Annotated in this window: 12 protein-coding genes and 1 tRNA gene; 6 read left to right on the forward strand and 7 right to left on the reverse strand. The window is 61.3% G+C overall.

Annotation, left to right across the window (positions count from 1 at the left end; genetic code table 11):
• Nucleotides 1-4: 4 nt before the first annotated feature.
• Entirely contained in the window at nucleotides 5-817 is an 813-nt protein-coding gene (locus tag ACTG2U_RS20380; protein WP_005350472.1) for a HAMP domain-containing protein, read from the reverse strand.
• 176 nt (nucleotides 818-993) lie between these two features.
• Complete coding sequence (gene bioA / locus ACTG2U_RS20385; RefSeq protein WP_439975048.1) at nucleotides 994-2,268, reverse strand: adenosylmethionine--8-amino-7-oxononanoate transaminase; 1,275 nt, start codon at nucleotides 2,266-2,268, stop codon at nucleotides 994-996.
• A 193-nt stretch (nucleotides 2,269-2,461) separates the two neighbouring features.
• On the opposite strand from bioA, the gene bioB reads away from it, so the two are divergent.
• The 5 genes from bioB to htpX all read left to right on the forward strand — a co-directional run bounded on the left by bioB (nucleotide 2,462) and on the right by htpX (nucleotide 7,274).
• On the forward strand, nucleotides 2,462-3,550 hold the full coding sequence (gene bioB / locus ACTG2U_RS20390) for a biotin synthase BioB (protein WP_111899644.1): 1,089 nt from the start codon (nucleotides 2,462-2,464) through the stop codon (nucleotides 3,548-3,550).
• A complete protein-coding gene (bioF, locus tag ACTG2U_RS20395) occupies nucleotides 3,547-4,743 on the forward strand; it encodes an 8-amino-7-oxononanoate synthase (RefSeq protein WP_439975049.1) in 1,197 nt (398 codons plus the stop codon). Before bioB ends, bioF begins: the two co-directional genes overlap by 4 nt.
• Nucleotides 4,736-5,551 carry a malonyl-ACP O-methyltransferase BioC gene (bioC, locus tag ACTG2U_RS20400; protein ID WP_439975050.1) on the forward strand — a complete coding sequence of 272 codons (816 nt, stop codon included), beginning with the start codon at nucleotides 4,736-4,738 and terminating at the stop codon, nucleotides 5,549-5,551. The genes bioF and bioC overlap by 8 nt, the downstream gene beginning before the upstream one ends.
• Nucleotides 5,552-5,610: 59 nt before the next feature.
• Nucleotides 5,611-6,288, forward strand: a complete 678-nt coding sequence (bioD, locus tag ACTG2U_RS20405; protein ID WP_199416116.1) for a dethiobiotin synthase — start codon at nucleotides 5,611-5,613, stop codon at nucleotides 6,286-6,288.
• A 113-nt stretch (nucleotides 6,289-6,401) separates the two neighbouring features.
• Nucleotides 6,402-7,274, forward strand: a complete 873-nt coding sequence (gene htpX, locus ACTG2U_RS20410; RefSeq protein WP_439975051.1) for a protease HtpX — start codon at nucleotides 6,402-6,404, stop codon at nucleotides 7,272-7,274.
• 77 nt (nucleotides 7,275-7,351) lie between these two features.
• Here htpX and ACTG2U_RS20415 read toward each other — a convergent pair whose 3' ends face one another.
• From ACTG2U_RS20415 to ACTG2U_RS20425, 3 genes are all read right to left on the reverse strand, one after another.
• On the reverse strand, nucleotides 7,352-9,064 hold the full coding sequence (locus ACTG2U_RS20415; RefSeq protein WP_069554722.1) for a methyl-accepting chemotaxis protein: 1,713 nt from the start codon (nucleotides 9,062-9,064) through the stop codon (nucleotides 7,352-7,354).
• Between the two features lie 338 nt (nucleotides 9,065-9,402).
• Nucleotides 9,403-10,389 (reverse strand): DUF481 domain-containing protein, encoded by a 987-nt coding sequence (locus ACTG2U_RS20420; protein WP_439975052.1) that lies wholly within the window; start codon nucleotides 10,387-10,389, stop codon nucleotides 9,403-9,405.
• A 39-nt stretch (nucleotides 10,390-10,428) separates the two neighbouring features.
• Complete coding sequence (locus ACTG2U_RS20425; protein ID WP_255912630.1) at nucleotides 10,429-11,337, reverse strand: L,D-transpeptidase family protein; 909 nt, start codon at nucleotides 11,335-11,337, stop codon at nucleotides 10,429-10,431.
• Nucleotides 11,338-11,786: 449 nt separating this feature from the next.
• Here ACTG2U_RS20425 and ACTG2U_RS20430 point away from each other — a divergent pair.
• Nucleotides 11,787-11,876: transfer RNA gene (locus tag ACTG2U_RS20430), tRNA-Ser, on the forward strand.
• 86 nt (nucleotides 11,877-11,962) lie between these two features.
• Here ACTG2U_RS20430 and ACTG2U_RS20435 read toward each other — a convergent pair.
• Both ACTG2U_RS20435 and ACTG2U_RS20440 read right to left on the reverse strand, forming a co-directional pair.
• Nucleotides 11,963-15,097 carry a multidrug efflux RND transporter permease subunit gene (locus ACTG2U_RS20435; RefSeq protein ID WP_439975053.1) on the reverse strand — a complete coding sequence of 1,045 codons (3,135 nt, stop codon included), beginning with the start codon at nucleotides 15,095-15,097 and terminating at the stop codon, nucleotides 11,963-11,965.
• Between the two features lie 15 nt (nucleotides 15,098-15,112).
• Nucleotides 15,113-16,270: an efflux RND transporter periplasmic adaptor subunit gene (locus tag ACTG2U_RS20440; RefSeq protein ID WP_439975054.1), complete on the reverse strand. Its 1,158-nt coding sequence runs from the start codon at nucleotides 16,268-16,270 to the stop codon at nucleotides 15,113-15,115.
• Between the last annotated feature and the right edge of the window lie 104 nt (nucleotides 16,271-16,374).

Below are 16,374 nucleotides of genomic sequence, written 5' to 3' on the forward strand. Positions count from 1 at the left end.
CGTCTTAGCGGGGCTGATCCGGCTCCTGCCTGCTGGCCTTGGTGCGTTTGCCGAGCTGGCGCTCCACACTGTCGAGCATCTGGTTGTAGGCCACCGCCACCCGGCCAATCTCGTCGCCGTCATCCCCCTCCAGCCGGTGGCCGAAGTCGTGCAAGTCAGTCGCCTCTTCCATGGAGCGGGTCAACTGGTTGAGAGGGCGCACGATCCAGGTGCGGATGACCCAGAGGGTCAGCAGCAGTCCCATCCCGAAGATGCCGGTGAGAATGAGCGCCGAGGTGAGAATATTCTGCTCGACCCGGGTAAACAGCGAATCGAGGGAGTAGTCAAAGCGCACGGCCCCTAACACAGTGTTCTCCGGCACCAGATGACAGCTGGTGCAGTCGGTGCCGCGAAAATCCTTCTTGGCCAGCAGCGGTCGGGTGACCACCAGACGGCTGTGCATGCCGTTGTGCACCACCTCCAGGCTCCCTTTGCCCGCCAGAGCCAGCTCATCAAACTCATCTTTTACCTGTTCTGTCTCCCGTCCCGGGCCGAACTGTTTGCTCACCGCGTCGCCACGAACGATGCGTGCATCCTCCACATGGGCGTGGTCGAGAAACTTGCCGCGCAGAGTATCGCGGGCATCCATCTTGCCGGTCAGCATCAGCATGTTGAGGCCGTCGAAATAGGCTTCGGTCTGCTCGCGGCTCTGCTCCTTGATGAGGGTCAGGATGAGATCGCGCTCGCGCACCGCCTGATAGGCTGCGGAGAAGACCAGTACCATGGAGAAGATGAAGAGCAGGAAAAAGTTGATTTTGGCAGCAATGGAGAGGCGCATGAGCAGTCTTTCTTGATGGTAAAACCGCAGCAGTTTACCCCTCTTGGGGCCTCAGGTCTGGTGTTTTGCTCACATTACGGCAAGTGAAAGCGCACTGAAGTGGATAAAGTTGCCCTCTTTATATATCAAATGCCGGTAGTCAAACGGGCGGCAGCGATGGCCGCCCGCTGCATGCATTAAAACTCGCCTTCGGCGATGGCCTGACGGATGGCGCCGGTCAATACCCGTAGCTCTTCAGGGGTGATGACGAAGGGGGGCATCAGGTAGACCAGCTTGCCAAAGGGGCGGATCCAGGCGCCCAGTTCGACAAACTTGCGCTGGATGCGCGCTACATCCACCCGCTCTTTCATCTCCACCACCCCGATGGCGCCGAGCACCCGCACATCCGCGACCGCCGGGTGCAGGGTCAGCTCTACCAGTTCGGTACGCAGCTGATGCTCGATGGTGCGCACCCGCTCCTGCCACGGTGAGGCCAGCAGCAGATCGATGGAGGCGTTGGCCACCGCGCAGGCGAGGGGATTGCCCATAAAAGTGGGGCCGTGCATAAAGACGCCGGCTTTGCCGTCACAGATGGTGCGGGCGACATGCTCGGTGGTCAGGGTCGCCGAGAGGGTGAGGTAGCCGCCGGTAAGCGCCTTGCCCAGACACATGATGTCGGGGCTGATCCCCGCCCAGTCGCATGCAAACAGCTGACCGGTACGGCCAAAGCCGGTGGCGATCTCGTCGGCAATCAGCAGCACACCGAACTCGTCGCACAGGGCGCGCACCCACTGCAGGTAGCGGGGGTGATAGAAGCGCATGCCGCCAGCCCCTTGCACTATGGGCTCAAGTACGATGGCGGCGATCTCTTCGTGATGATCGGCCATGAGTGTCGCCAGCTCCACCACGCACTGTTCATCCCACTCGGCGTGGAAGCGGCAGCGGGGTGCTTCGACAAAATTGTGCTCCGGCAGGAATCCTTTGTAGAGCTCATGCATGCCGCCGTCCGGATCGCAGACGCTCATGGCGCCAAAGGTGTCGCCGTGATAGCCGCTGCGCAGGGCGACAAATTTGGCTCTGGGCGTTCCCTTGGCGTGCCAGTACTGCTGGGCCATCTTGAGCGCCACTTCCACTGCCACCGAGCCGGAATCGGCCAGAAAGACCCGATCAAGCCCCTTTGGAGTGATCTCCACCAGCTTGCGGCAGAGCTCGACCGCCGGGGCGTGGGTGAGGCCGCCAAACATCACGTGGGACATCTTGCCGAGCTGGGCGGTGGCGGCGGCGTCCAGTTCCGGCACCTGATAGCCGTGCACGCAAGCCCACCAGGAGCTCATGCCATCCACCAGTTCGCGGCCATCGCTGAGGGTGATGGTCACCCCTTTGGCGCTGGCCACTTCATAGCAGGGCAGAGGGTGAGTGAGGGAGGTATAGGGGTGCCAGATGTGGTGCAGGTCGAATTCTTGATTGGTCATTTGTTGTTCTATTGTCAATTGGTTTGATCTGGTCGGTGTTGACAGTCTACGCGTGCTCTCTACACTAGCCAACAATTTCAGCCACTTGGCACTGCGCATCACCCTGAGCGCGCGGGCCCGGCGGCGGGTTTTGTGGCCGTCCATCCCAAGATGGCGGGCGCAGGATCCCACTAATAACAACCGGAAGCCATGTATGAATGCTCTCACCGTGGGCGGTCACGCCCTTCGTCATGACTGGACCCTCGCCGAGGTTCAGGCCCTGTTTGCCCTGCCATTCAACGATCTGCTGTTTCAGGCCCAGACCGTCCACCGCGCCCACTTTGACCCGAATGAAGTGCAGGTGAGCACCCTGCTCTCCATCAAGACCGGCGCCTGCCCGGAAGATTGCAAATACTGCCCCCAGAGCGCCCGTTATCACACCGGGCTTGAGGCCGAGCGGCTGATGGAGGTGGAGAAGGTGCTGGAGCGGGCCCGCGAAGCCAAGGCCAACGGCTCGTCCCGTTTCTGCATGGGGGCCGCCTGGCGCAACCCCAAAGAAAAAGACATGCCCTACATCATCCGGATGATTGAAGAGGTGCGCGGGCTCGGCATGGAGACCTGCATGACACTAGGGATGCTCACCGCCGATCAGGCGGCGCGTCTTGGCGCTGCGGGGCTCGATTACTACAACCACAACCTAGACACCTCGCCGGAGTTTTACGGCGAGATCATCTCCACCCGCACCTATCAGGATCGTCTCGATACCCTGGAGCATGTGCGCAGCGCCGGCATGAAGGTCTGCTCCGGCGGCATCGTCGGCATGGGCGAGCAGGCCAAGGATCGGGCGGGCCTCTTGATGGCGCTCGCCAACCTGCCCCGTCACCCCGAAAGTGTGCCCATCAACATGCTGGTCAAGGTGAAGGGAACGCCGCTGGAGAACGAGGAGAACCTCGATCCGTTCGAATTTATCCGCACAATCGCCGTGGCGCGCATCATGATGCCCGCCTCCCATGTGCGCCTCTCTGCCGGGCGGGAGAAGATGAACGAGCAGATGCAGGCCATGTGCTTTATGGCGGGGGCCAACTCCATCTTCTATGGCTGCAAGTTGCTGACCACCCCCAACCCGGACGAAAACAGCGACATGCAGCTGTTCAAGCGGCTCGGCATTCGTCCCGCCCAGCGGGCCCAGAAGCCGGATCAGGTTCAAGAAGAGGAGCTGCTGGCCGAGGTGAGCCGCCAGAGCGAACCTGCCGAAATGTTTTATGACGCCACCCGCCCCCGTGCAGGGGCTACGCGGTCATGAACGGCCCTGCAGTAACGGGCCCCTTTGGGTTGGGCACTGCGCTGGCCGGGCGCGAACAGGCTGGCCTGCTGCGCAACCGCATCGCGACCGACGGGGCGAGTGGCGGGCGGCTCAGGGTTGCAGGGCGCGAATACCTCAATTTTTCCGCCAACGACTATCTGGGGCTGGCAGATCATCCCGCCATCAAGACCGCCTTCAACGCGGGGATTGAGCGTTATGGTACGGGCTCCGGCGCCTCGCCGCTGGTGACCGGTTATAGCCGTGCCCACCAAGAGCTTGAGGAGACCCTGGCCGAGTGGCTCGGGGTGGAGGCGGTACTGCTGTTCAATTGCGGTTTTTCCGCCAATCAGGCGGTGCTCAAAGCGCTGCTTGGCAAGGAACACCTGCTGTGGCAGGACAAACTCAACCACGCCTCTTTGCAGGAGATGGGCAGCCAGCTCCCTTGCAAGATGAAGCGTTTTGCCCACAACGATATGGCGGCCCTTGAACGGCAGCTTGAGCCCAATCGCGGGCTCATCGTCTCGGAGGGGGTGTTCAGCATGGACGGGGATCAGGCCCCCTGGGGTGAACTCGCGGCATTGGCAGCCCGGAGCGGCAACTGGCTGATGATCGACGATGCCCACGGCCTCGGCGTGCAGGGGCCCGAGGGGCGCGGCACTCTGGCTGCGCAGGGGGTTCCTCCTGCCAGCGTACACATCCAGATGGGCACTTTTGGCAAGGCGCTCGGGGTTGCCGGTGCCTTTGTCGGCGGCAGTCGCGAACTGGTGGAGTATCTGGTCAACTTCGCCCGCCACTATGTCTACAGCACCCATATGCCCGCCGCCCAGGCTTGCGCGGTCAGCAAGAGCATCGAACTGGTGCGCGCGGCTGAGGAGTCCCGCGCCCATCTTGGCCAGCTGATCGCTCGCTTCCGGCAAGGGGCACGGGCGTTGGGTTGGCAGCTTGGTGCGAGCAACACTCCCATCCAGCCGCTGCTGGTGGGGGAGAGCAGTGTTGCCCTGCAACTGGCTGAACGGCTGCGGGAGCGCGGCGTTTGGGTGAGCGCCATCCGCCCGCCCACTGTGCCGGTCAGTACGGCGCGGCTGCGCATCACTCTGAGTGCGGCTCACCGCGAGCTGGATGTGGATCGCTTGCTCGATGCCTTGGGGGTCTGCCCTGCAGTTACAGCGCTTGGGGAGGCTCACTATGGCTGAGCGTTTTCAAACGGTCGACAAGGCGCAGCTTGCTCGCCGTTTCGGCGCCGCCGCTCGTCATTACGATGCCCATGCCCGCTTTCAGCAGGAGGTGGGTCAGGCTCTGTTGGAATGGATGCCAGACAGGCTGGTTGGCACTGATCTGACGGTGAGCGGGCTGGATCTGGGCTGCGGCACTGGCTTTTTCTTGCCCCAACTGGCGAACCGTTGTCACCAGCTGGTGGGGCTGGATCTCGCCCCCGGCATGCTGGCGCAGGCCGCCTTGCGTGACAGCGGCGCCCGCCTGCTCTGCGGTGATGCGGAGCAGCTTCCTTTCGCCGATAACGTGTTCGACTGGGTCTTTTCCAGTCTGGCGTTGCAGTGGTGCGAGCGTCCGGCTCACGCCTTTGGCGAGTTGCTGCGGGTGGTCAAACCGGGCGGCCAGATCTTTTTCTCGACCCTGCTCGATGAGTCGCTTTGGCAGTTGCGAGCCGCCTGGCAGCAGCTTGATGGTCGCGCCCATGTCAATCGCTTCCTCAGCCTGCCACAATTGGAGCAGGCGCTTGCTAGCGCCGGGGTATCTGCTCCCGAGCTGCGTTGTATCACCTGGGATCTCGCCTATCTTGAATTGCCGCAGCTGTTGCGCGATCTCAAGGGGATCGGGGCCAATCAGGTCAACGACAATCAGGGGGGCGCCGCCCCGGCCGGTCTGAGCGGTCGCGCCAGATTGCAGCGGCTGGCGCAGGCGTATGAGGCGTTTCGCCAGCCCGATGGCAGGCTGGTCGCCAGTTATCGAGTGTGCCTCGGCCGTCTCAGCAAGCCTCGCTGAGCGCCGGGAATCGCAGTGTGTGCAGGGTAGTCAACGGGCCCTGCCAAGGAGAGAACCGTATGAAATCATTCTTTATCACCGGTACCGATACCGATGTGGGCAAGACGCTGGTGGCGCGCACCCTGCTGCGTGAATTCAGCGCACAGGGGATCAAGTGCGCGGGCTACAAGCCGGTCTCGGCCGGATGTGCCCGCACCCCGGACGGGCTGCGCAACCTGGATGCCGTTCTGTTGCAGGAGGCGGCGAGCCTGCCGCTGCCCTATGAGGTGGTCAATCCGTTTGCCTATGAGCCGCCGATTGCGCCCCACATCGCCGCCAGCGAGGCACGCCAGCCTATCACCATGCAGGGGTTGAGCGAGGGGCTGCGCAAGATTGAACAGGCCGGGGCCGAGCTGGTGGTAGTGGAAGGGGCAGGGGGCTGGTATCTGCCGCTCGATCGCAAGCATCTGCTGTCGGACTGGGTCAAGCAGGAGAACATGGCGGTGATCATGGTCGTGGGGGCCAAGCTGGGTTGCCTCAACCATGCGCTGCTCACCTTTGCCGCCATTCGCAATGATCAGCTGCCGGTGGCGGGGTGGGTAATTAATCGGCTCCATGGTTCCATGAGCCATTATCAGGAAAATCTGGACACCCTGAGGGGCTTGCTGCCAGCCCCCTTCCTCGGCGAAATTCCGTTTATAAACAATCCACTTGAAGCCGATTTGCAGGGGCGTCTCGATATCTCGCCGCTACTTTGACGGCATATTCAGCGAACATTCATCGAATCTCCCTAGAATGTCGACATTAACATGATCAGGTGGGGATCCCGAGTGATCCCCGGTCATGTCCCTTATCTTCACAAGGAGTCTATATGAAGCGAATTATGCTATTCCTGGTGACCAACCTGGCCGTCATGCTGGTGCTGGGGGTGGTACTCAATATCCTGTTCTCGGTTCTGGGGATCAACAAGTCCAGCATTTCCGGGCTGTTGGTGTTCTGTGCCGTGTTCGGTTTTGGGGGTTCCTTTATCTCCTTGCTGATGTCCAAGTGGATGGCCAAGCGCAGCTATGGCGTCCAGGTCATCGAGCAACCCCGTAACGAGACCGAGCACTGGCTGGTGAGCACAGTTGCCCGTCAGGCCCGCGAAGCGGGTATCAAGATGCCGGAAGTGGGGATCTACGACTCTCCCGAGATGAACGCCTTTGCGACCGGCGCCCGCCGCGATGATTCGCTGGTGGCGGTCTCCTCCGGCCTGCTCTACAGCATGAGCCGTGACGAGGCGGAAGCGGTGCTGGCCCACGAGGTGAGCCACGTGGCCAATGGCGACATGGTGACCCTGACCCTGATCCAGGGGGTAGTGAACACCTTCGTGATGTTCTTCGCCCGTATCGTGGCTGGCGTCATCAGCAACTTCTTCAGCTCCAACAATGAGGAAGAGAGCAGCAGCAACGGCGGTTTTGCCTACATGATCACCGTGTTCGTGCTGGAGATGTTGTTTGGCATACTGGCCTCCATCATCGTCATGTGGTTCAGCCGTCAGCGCGAGTTCCGTGCCGATGCCGGTGCCGCCAAGCTGGCCGGTCGCGATAAGATGATTGCCGCCCTTGAGCGCCTCTCCCGCGGTGCCGAGCCGCAGCTGGAAGGCTCCATGATGGCTTTTGGCATCAATGGCAAGCGCTCCATGAGCGAGCTGTTCATGAGCCACCCGCCCATCGAGCAGCGTATCGCCGCCCTGCGTGGTTGATAGATACTGAATGACGGGGGATGACCCCGAATAAAAAACGGCTGCCTTCGGGCAGCCGTTTTGCATTTCAGCATTCTTTAAAGCTTGAAGTGCCCCATCTCCTGGCGCAGCACCCGTGACAGCTGCTTGAGCTTGGCCGCCTCTTGCGACACGTGGCGGGCGGCATCCCCGGACTGTTCGGAGAGGGAGGTGATGTTGCCGACGGTAGAGACCACCTCGTTGGCTGCGGTGGACTGCTCGCGCAGGGTGTGGCTGATCTCCCCCATCAGGCCGGTGAGGTTGGAGGCGTGGCTCTGGATGCTGGCGATCGCCTCGCCGGTCTGGTTGGCCAGCGTGACCCCGCGGGAGACGTTGTTGACCGTGTTCTCCATGCTGCGGATGGAGGCATCGGCCCCGCTCTGGATCTTGCTGATCATCCCGGTGATCTGCTGGGTTGAGGCCGCAGAGCGGCTGGCCAGATTGCGCACCTCGTCGGCCACCACCGCAAAGCCGCGACCCTGTTCACCGGCTCGCGCGGCCTCGATGGCTGCGTTGAGGGCCAGCAGGTTGGTCTGATCGGCGATACCGCGGATCACCCCGATGATCTCCGAAATCTGCTGGGTATGGCCGTTGAGCTCGGAGATGGTGCTGGCTGCATCCCCCACTGTGGTGGAGATATTCTCGATGCTGCCGAGAGTCTCTTTAATGACCCCCGAACCCTCCTCCAGGGTATTGGCTGAGACCTTGCTCAGCTCGTCGGCATGGGTGGCATTGTCGGAGAGGTGGCTGATGCTCACCACCAGCTCCTCGATGGCGGCGGCCATGGTCTGGGTGCTGGTTTGCTGATCGGTGGCAAACTGGGCGGTCTGCTCGGCAATTTGGGCGATGCTGTCAGCAGAGTGGGACAGCTCCTCGGTGGAGTGGGAGACCTTGGCGATGATCCCCTTGAGGGTGGTCTGCATACCGCCGAGCAGACCGATCAGGCTCTCTTTCGATCCTGGCGGCACCTTGATGGGGCGCGAGAAGTCCCCTTCCGCCATCATATGGAGATCGGTCTTGAGCTGTTCGACCGAGGTGCCCACCAGATCGAGCAGGGAGCGATAGGTGCGCCAGAGGAAGAACATCAACACCAGACCGAGGGCGATAAAGAGATAGCGCAGCATGTCGGTATTGGCGATGGCGCTCTCGACCGCCTCCTGGTTGCGCTGCTCCATCATCACGTAGAAGTCATCGATGGGGGACATGATACGCCCCTTATTCTGGTGATAAGCCTTGTCATGCATCATGGCGATGGCTTTTTGCTGGTTGGCAACCGGGTCGCCATCGGTCTGCTGCACCAGTTTGAAGGCGGCGACCTCGGTGTTGACCAGCGCATCCGAGTTGTTTTTGGCCTCGTTCAGTTTGGCGAGTTCGCCGTCGGTGAAACCGGCATCCTTCATCAGGTCGATCAGACCACGGCGAACATTGCTGTCGGGGCGGGGATTCTGGCCGTTGGCGGCGACAAAGTCCCAGTAGATACGGTTGTAGCCATCCGGTCTCGGCTGTTCGCCGTTGCGAATGGCCAGGATCCGCATGTACTGCTGCTCGTAGGCTGGATCCTTGGTGATGACGTAGGTGCGCCCGAGTCGGGTCAGATCATCGGAGGATTGGCGCAGTTCGTCGGCCAGCAGGTAGGAGACATATTGTTGTCGATAACTCTCTTCCAGTTGTTTACCCGCCCAGCTGTAGGCGAAAAACACCAGTGACAGCAGGATCAGGGTGATGACGGATAGCAGCAGGTTGAGCTGAAAGGCGGGCTTGTTCTGTTCCATGGTATGGGCGTCCTTTCCCTATGGCTGAGTGTCGTATGGAGCATCGCCAAGTCAATGGCTGGCAAGGCTTTTTGCTCTGAGAGTATAGGAAGGGAAACTCACTGATGAAGGCCGTGGGGACAAATTAAGGGCGGATCAGCTGAACAAGTGCGGATAAAGATGACCGCGCTCAATTTCTTTACCAACTGACAGTGAAGGAGTTGCTGATTTTCGCTTGCTGGAGGCGGGGGGCCTTATCGCCTCCTTGAAGAGTGGGGGAAACCAATGCAAGTTTTAGTGGAAAAATGCATTTTTCTATTTTTTGAGGCGATAGAGCGTGCATGCTGTTTGCGAGCGACTCAGAAACTGGCACCCAGATTGAGAAAATGCCTGAATTCGGTCTCTTTGTACTTTTGCTCGAGACCGACGAAATGCACTTCGCCATCTTCCCACTCCATCTCGCTCGACCAGGAGAGGCGCAGGTGGTCGTTGAAGTAGTAGCGCAAGCCCACGCTGCCGGTCACATCTCGATTCAGAGTGATATAGGGGGAGGGTTGATCCAGATAGAGCAGATAGCGCCCTTGACTGAACAGCTCCAGTTTTTCCCGCCATATCGGGATGGGTTGGCGATAATCCCAGTTCATGCTGGCAAAGGGATAGTCGATGATCCGGTTGCCTTTGAAGAGCAACCCAATCCCGCTCTCTTCCCTGAAGTAGGTCTTACGCAGACCCCCCTGCGCTACGAACTCCAGCCGACGGCGCTTCTCGTTCCAGAAGCGGTAACCCGGCCCGGTACCATAGTCGAGGCTGAGGTAGTTGCTCTCCAGCATGTCATATTCGGCATTGAGCGAGCTGCGCACAAACCACTGTTGATCGAAAAAGTAGTCAATGGTCGGGTTCAGTTTGTAGTCGTGGTTATCGGTGACGCTGTCAGACGTTTCGTAGGAGTACTCTCCGGAGAAGCTGTAGCGCCAGTCCAGATTGGCCAACTCGGTCTTGCCCTTGAAGTTGACGTTGTTGGTGTGCTTGTCCTTGTGTTTGAGCTTGATGTTGAGATCGCCACTACCGGTCCAGAGCCAGGCCTTGCGTTCATCTTGGTCATCCTCGAACAGCTTGAGCCCACCCTTTGCCGTTGCCTTGGGTTTGTCCTCTTTATCGATGCGCCAGCGTTTGATGGCATCCCGCTTGACGGTAACGGCACCGGTATAGGGCAAAGAGATGCGTACCGACTCATCGCCAATCTCTTCGATGGTACCGGTCAGACGATCGCCATTGTTCATCCAGAGAATGTCCTTGGCCCACAAGGAGTGACAGGCCAACAGGAGTAGGAGGGGCAGGAATTTCATGAGGTAAGGTGACTCCGGTGCGACTCGGGCGCTGGTGACTTAGCCACTGACAAGTTGGCTGCTGATGGGGCGGGGCAGGCCGTTTTTGCTCTCCAGCGCCGCCGTCACCTCATCCTGCATCACGTCAGGTGCGCTGATAAAGCTCTCTATGGCCGGTGATAACATCAGCGGGGCGCCATTTTCAAGCTCCTCTTCGGTGCGAGAGAGCGGGGAGTGTACCTCCAGCCAGCGCCGACCATCCGGTTCGATGGCTACCTTGACCGGTTGATTGATGACCCGTACCGGCGTGCCGATCGGCACAATCTTGAACAGGGCCTCAATATCGTCAGGTCGCAGCCGGATGCAGCCTGCACTTACCCGCAGGCCAACGCCAAAATCCTTGTTGGTGCCGTGGATCAGGTAGTCGCGCTTGCCATAGCCAAGGCGCATGGCGAACTTGCCGAGGGGATTCTCCGGGCCGGGGGGCACCACGGCGGGCAGGGTGATCCCTTTTTGCTCCAGCCAGGATTTGCGCACCATGGGGCCGGGCACCCAGGTCGGGTTGGGATTCTTCTCGATGACGGTGGTGGTCATCTCCGGAGTCTCGCGGCCGATATCACCAATCCCGATGGGCAGCACGATGACTTCGTTCTTCCCTTTGGGGAAGTAGTAGAGGCGCAGTTCGGGCAGATTGATGACGATCCCCTCGCGAGGCACATCAGGCAGCAGCATCTGGGTGGGCAGCGTCAAGCGGGTACCTGGATTGGGTAAATAGGGATCTACACCCGGATTTGCCTCAAGTAGCGCCAAAAATCCAATTTGCGTATTTTTGCCAACCAGTTCCAGATGTTCATTCTGCTGGATGATGTAATCCTCCAGCTCACCGATAAGGCGACTCCCGGCAGGTGGCAGCGGGTAGCGTTTGGCCTCTGCCGGCGCGGCGCAGAGCAGGATCGCTGCCAGTAGCATGGAAAGGGCGGGCGTTAAGGGTAGGGGCTTGAGTTTCGGCAATCGCATAAGGAGATCCATCAGTTCAATCGGGGCGGAACATCATCAACACAGCCGCCAGAATGGCGCGATTGTTCCTCAATCCGCCCATGATTACCAGCTTGTCGCGCACAAGCAATGATGTGGGGATACATAGGAAACCGGCCAAAATCGGCATCACCCATAAATTTGAGCGCCAAGCAGGAAAAAGAGACGCCTGATGGCAATGGGTGAATATCACGATATGGATAATCGCCGAGTGTGTGAGCGGGTTAATGTCGGGTGGATGCAGGGCTATACAGGGTGGCCTCGCAACGCGAACAGTACGCGCCGCATTGTGAGCCTGCTCCCAGATATCTGATTCAGCCATTTGATATATAAGAAATTTTTATTGCATCCTCGGCCCAGCTTGGGTAAAACTCTCTCCCCACGGAGAGATGCCGGAGTGGCCGAACGGGATTGACTCGAAATCAATTGTGGCAGCAATGCCACCCAGGGTTCGAATCCCTGTCTCTCCGCCACATACCAAGCCCAACCTGTTTAGCAGGTTGGGTTTTTTCTTTTGGTGATGTGCTGAGGGACTATCCGGCCGCCTGTGTATCTGTGGTCATCGATCCGGATGAATGCTGTTGGCTGCTCGTCGTGCCCGCCAGGCCTGAATGCGCGCCTGGGTGCCGATGACGAAGACGAAGAAGACCGGTACGAAGAAGATGGCCAGCAGGGTGCCGCTGATCATGCCGCCAAACACGCCGGTGCCGATGGCATGCTGGGTCTCCGCGCTGGCGCCACTGGCGAGCATCAGCGGCACCACGCCGAGGGTGAAGGCCAGCGAGGTCATCAGAATGGGGCGCAGGCGCAGGCGGGCAGCAGTGACAGCAGCATCAAGCAGCGAGCGCCCTTCGCCGTGCAACTGGCGCGCAAACTCCACGATGAGGATGGCGTTCTTGGCCGACAGACCGATGATGGTGATCATGCCTACTTTAAAGAAGACGTCGTTGGGCATGCCGCGCAGCATCACGGCCGCGACGGCGCCGAGCAGGCCCAGCGGCACCACCAGCATCACCGAGAGCGGGATCGACCAGCTTTCATAGAGTGCTGCCAGAACCAGGAAGACCACCAGCGCCGACAACAGCATCAGCAGGGGGGCCTGCTCGGCCGACTGGCGCTCTTGCAACGACTGTCCCGTCCAGGCCAATGCGAAGCCTGGCGGCAATTGCGCCACCAGACGCTCCATCTCCGCCATCGCCGCTCCGCTGGAGATGCCGGGCGCTGCCCCCCCGGCAATACGCACGGCAGGGAAGCCATCGAAGCGCATCATCTGTTGCGGCGATTCGCACCATTCCGGTGTCACCACCTCTCGCAGGGGGACCATGCCACCGCTGGCATTGCGCACCCGCAGGCCGAGCACATCATCGAGCTGCATGCGCGCCGACGCGTCGGCCTGCAGAATGACCTGCTGCATGTGCCCGCCGTTGGGGAAGTCGTTGACGTAGAGCGACCCCATTGCGGCCGACAGGGTACTGCTCACGCTGGCGAACGAGAGTCCCATGGCTTCGGCCTTCTGTCGGTTGATCTCGAGGTGAATGCTCTCGCCGGGAGGCAGATTGTCGGGATACACATCACTGACTACCCGGCTTTTGGCGGCCAGTTCCAGCAGTTGTGCCTGGGCGGCCAGCAGCGCGGCATCTCCCCGGTTGGCTCTGTCTTGCAGGAACAGGGTGAAGCCGGAGGCGGTGCCCAGCTCGTCGATGGCGGGTGGCAGCAGGCTCATTACCGTGCCTTCAGGAATGTTTGCCATGGCTGCTTGTGCCAGATCTGCCTCTTCGGCTGCCGTGGCGCCATGACGCTGATCCCAATCTTTGAGCATGGTGAAGGCCATGGCGGCATTGGGGCCTGCGCCGGAGAAGCTGAAGCCCTGCACCACCAGGTTGGTGTCCAGCACCTCGCGAGAGGCGACGTGAGCCTCGAAGGCCTTGACCACCTCAAGAGTACGCTCGCTGGTGGCGCCGGTCGGCAGCTGGATGGAGGTCATGAAGTAGCCCTGATCCTCGTCCGGCAGGAAAGAGGAGGGCAGCTGGGCGGCGGCGATGGCTAGCACGGCGCAGAGGGCGGCAAAGGTTGCCATCATCCGTCCGCTGCGCCCGACCAGCCGGGTTACCCGCGCACCGTAGCCTGCCGTGAACCGCTCGAAACCCCGGTTGAAGGCACCGAAGAAGCCGCGCTTCTCATGATGATCCGGACTGACCGGACGCAGCAGGGTGGCGCAGAGCGCAGGCGTCAGGGTCAGGGCGAGGAAGGCCGAAATCAGGATCGACACCGCCATCGACAGGGTGAACTGCTGGTAGATGACCCCCACTGAGCCGCTGCCAAACGCCATGGGGAGGAACACCGCCGTGAGCACCAGGGTGATGCCGATCACCGCCCCGGTGATCTCCTTCATGGCCTGCGAGGTCGCCTCCCTGGGCGAGAGCCCCCGGGTGGCCATCAGGCGCTCGACATTCTCCACTACTACGATGGCGTCGTCGACTATGATGCCGATGGCCAGCACCATGCCGAACATGGTGAGGGAGTTGATCGAAAAACCGGCCAGCAGCATCACCGCGAAGGTGCCAAGCAGAGCGATGGGGGCGACGATGGCCGGGATCAGGGTGTAGCGCAGGTTCTGCAGGAAGAGAAACATCACCAGAAACACCAGCACCATGGCTTCCAGCAAGGTGTGGATCACCTTTTCGATGGAGACCTTGACGAAGGGGGCCGAGTCAAACGGGATCGAATAGGCCATGCCCGCCGGCAGCGTGGGGGCGAGCTGGGCGAGACGGGTGCGCACCGCATCTGCGGTACGCACGGCGTTGGCGCCGGGGGAGAGCTGGATGGCGGCGCTGGTGGCGGCCACGCCATTCTCCCGGTTGGAGAAGGCGTAGGATTGCGCCCCCAGCTCGACCCGTGCGACATCACCCAGCACCAGCTTGGCGCCATCGCCACCGGCTCGCAGCACGATGGCGGCGAATGCCTCGGGGGTCGTCAGCTGCCCTTGAACCGTGAGGGGAACCGTCAGGCGTTGCCCCGGCAGGGCGGGGTCGTCACCGAGGCGCCCCGGGGCAATCTGGATGTTCTGCTGCTCGATGGCCTGCGCCACCTCGCCGATGGTCAGCCCGTAGGCGGCGAGTTTGGCCGGATCTACCCAGATGCGCATGGCCTGTTCGGCGCCAAACAGCTGCACTCGTCCTACCCCGTCGATGCGGCGCAACTCCTGCACAATATTGCGTGCCATGTAGTCGTTGAGGGCAACCTCATCGAAGCGGCCATCCGGTGAGGTCATGCCGACCATCATCAGAAAGCCGGATGAGGCGGACTCCACCTGCAGGCCGGTTTGCCGCACCGCTTGTGGCAAGCGAGGCTCGACCGCCTTGATGCGGTTTTGCACGTCCATCTGGGCCAGCTCCGGATCGGTGCCCGGCTTGAAGGTGGCAGTGATCTGCGCGCTGCCCGAGGCGTCCACCGACGACTCGAAGTAGAGCAGGTTCTTCACTCCCGACAGCTCGCGCTCGATAAGGCTCACCACCGCATCGTTCAGGGTCTGCGGCGTGGCGCCCGGATAGGTGGCATAGAGGGTCACCGACACCGGCGCCACCGAGGGATAGCGGGAGATGGGGAGCTTGGGTATGGCGATGACCCCTGCCAGCACGATGAACAGGGCGATCACCCAGGCAAACACCGGGCGATGGATAAAAAACTGCGGCATGGATAACTCTCCGATTCAGCGAATGCCACCGTCAGCCGGTTGGCTGAAAGCGGGTGGTTGCCAGGGGGAAGCTGTGACCTGAACCCCCGGGGTCAGACGATCGATCCCTTCGATCACCACTTGTTGCCCGGCACTGAGACCGGACGCGATGCGGTACTGGCTATTCACCAGTTCAGCGGTGTTGACCGGAACCAGCTGTGCCTGCCCCTGGCCATCCACCACCCACACGCTGGTCTGACCCGAGGTGCGAACTACCGCCTGCTGTGGCACGGTCAGGGCGTTGGCATAGCGGGCACGGGGGATGCGCGCCTGCACATAGAGGCCGGGCAACAGGCGCCGCTCAGGGTTATCCACCAGCACCCGCAGCAGCACGTCGCCGGTTCCGGCATCGACCTCGATACCGGAGAAGAGGATGTGCCCCTGCATGCCCAGCGGTGTGCCATTGCTGCCGAGGATCTCCACCGTCAGTTCCGGTGCCGTTGAGCCAGTCTGCTGGCGCAGGGATTCCAGCACCGAGGCCGGTTGGCGCACATCGACGTAGACCTGATCAATCTGCTGGATCCGGGCCATGGGGGTGGCATCGGTGGGCGACACCAGGGCCCCTTCACTCACCAGCGCCTGATCGATGCGTCCGGCGATGGGGGCCTCCACGCTGGCAAATTGCAGGTTCAGCTGGTGCCGGGCCAGAGTCGCCCTGGCCTGGGCCACATCGGCGGCCGCCTGATCCCGCTGGGAGATCGCATCGTCATAGGTTTGGCGGCTGATGGCGTCGGTGCGCAGCAGCGGCCGCAGGCGCTCAATCTGGATGCGGGCGCGGGCCAGCACGGCCTCGGCCCGTTGCAATGCGGCGGCGGCGCTGTCGACATCGGCCTTGAAGGGGGCCGGGTTTATCTGGAACAGCACTGTGCCTGCGCTGATCTCGGCGCCCTGCTCGAACAGGCGGCGCTGTACGATGCCGCTGATCTGGGCGCGAATGTCGGCGCTGCGCAGTGCCGCCACCCGGGCGGGCAGATCCTCGCTGATGACCAGCTCCCGACCAGTCAGAGTCAGCACCGACACCTGAGGAAGGGCGGGGGCCTCCTGCTCTTGCGGCGCGACATCGCAACCCGCCAACCCGAATGCGGCAATGACGGCGAGCAGGGCGCCCGCATACCGCTGTTTGACAAACATCATCCACTCACCTCGTTAAACCGTCTCTCCGGTGTGATGTGACCGGAGAGTGCATCGAGCGGCTATTATGGCGAGGGGCTATTGCGAATGATTCGAGGCTTTGTGGA

Source organism: Aeromonas sp. 95A (assembly GCF_051919235.1).
Taxonomy (GTDB): Bacteria; Pseudomonadota; Gammaproteobacteria; order Enterobacterales; family Aeromonadaceae; genus Aeromonas; species Aeromonas veronii.

Coding starts and splice junctions, on each gene's coding strand:
- bioC (WP_439975050.1), top strand. CDS start 4,736: ATGGCTGAGCGTTTTCAAACGGTCGACAAGGCGCAGCTTGCTCGCCGT.
- bioD (WP_199416116.1), top strand. CDS start 5,611: ATGAAATCATTCTTTATCACCGGTACCGATACCGATGTGGGCAAGACG.
- ACTG2U_RS20380 (WP_005350472.1), bottom strand. CDS start 817: ATGCGCCTCTCCATTGCTGCCAAAATCAACTTTTTCCTGCTCTTCATC.
- ACTG2U_RS20415 (WP_069554722.1), bottom strand. CDS start 9,064: ATGGAACAGAACAAGCCCGCCTTTCAGCTCAACCTGCTGCTATCCGTC.
- htpX (WP_439975051.1), top strand. CDS start 6,402: ATGAAGCGAATTATGCTATTCCTGGTGACCAACCTGGCCGTCATGCTG.
- bioA (WP_439975048.1), bottom strand. CDS start 2,268: ATGACCAATCAAGAATTCGACCTGCACCACATCTGGCACCCCTATACC.
- bioB (WP_111899644.1), top strand. CDS start 2,462: ATGAATGCTCTCACCGTGGGCGGTCACGCCCTTCGTCATGACTGGACC.
- ACTG2U_RS20420 (WP_439975052.1), bottom strand. CDS start 10,389: ATGAAATTCCTGCCCCTCCTACTCCTGTTGGCCTGTCACTCCTTGTGG.
- ACTG2U_RS20435 (WP_439975053.1), bottom strand. CDS start 15,097: ATGCCGCAGTTTTTTATCCATCGCCCGGTGTTTGCCTGGGTGATCGCC.
- ACTG2U_RS20440 (WP_439975054.1), bottom strand. CDS start 16,270: ATGATGTTTGTCAAACAGCGGTATGCGGGCGCCCTGCTCGCCGTCATT.
- ACTG2U_RS20425 (WP_255912630.1), bottom strand. CDS start 11,337: ATGCTACTGGCAGCGATCCTGCTCTGCGCCGCGCCGGCAGAGGCCAAA.
- bioF (WP_439975049.1), top strand. CDS start 3,547: ATGAACGGCCCTGCAGTAACGGGCCCCTTTGGGTTGGGCACTGCGCTG.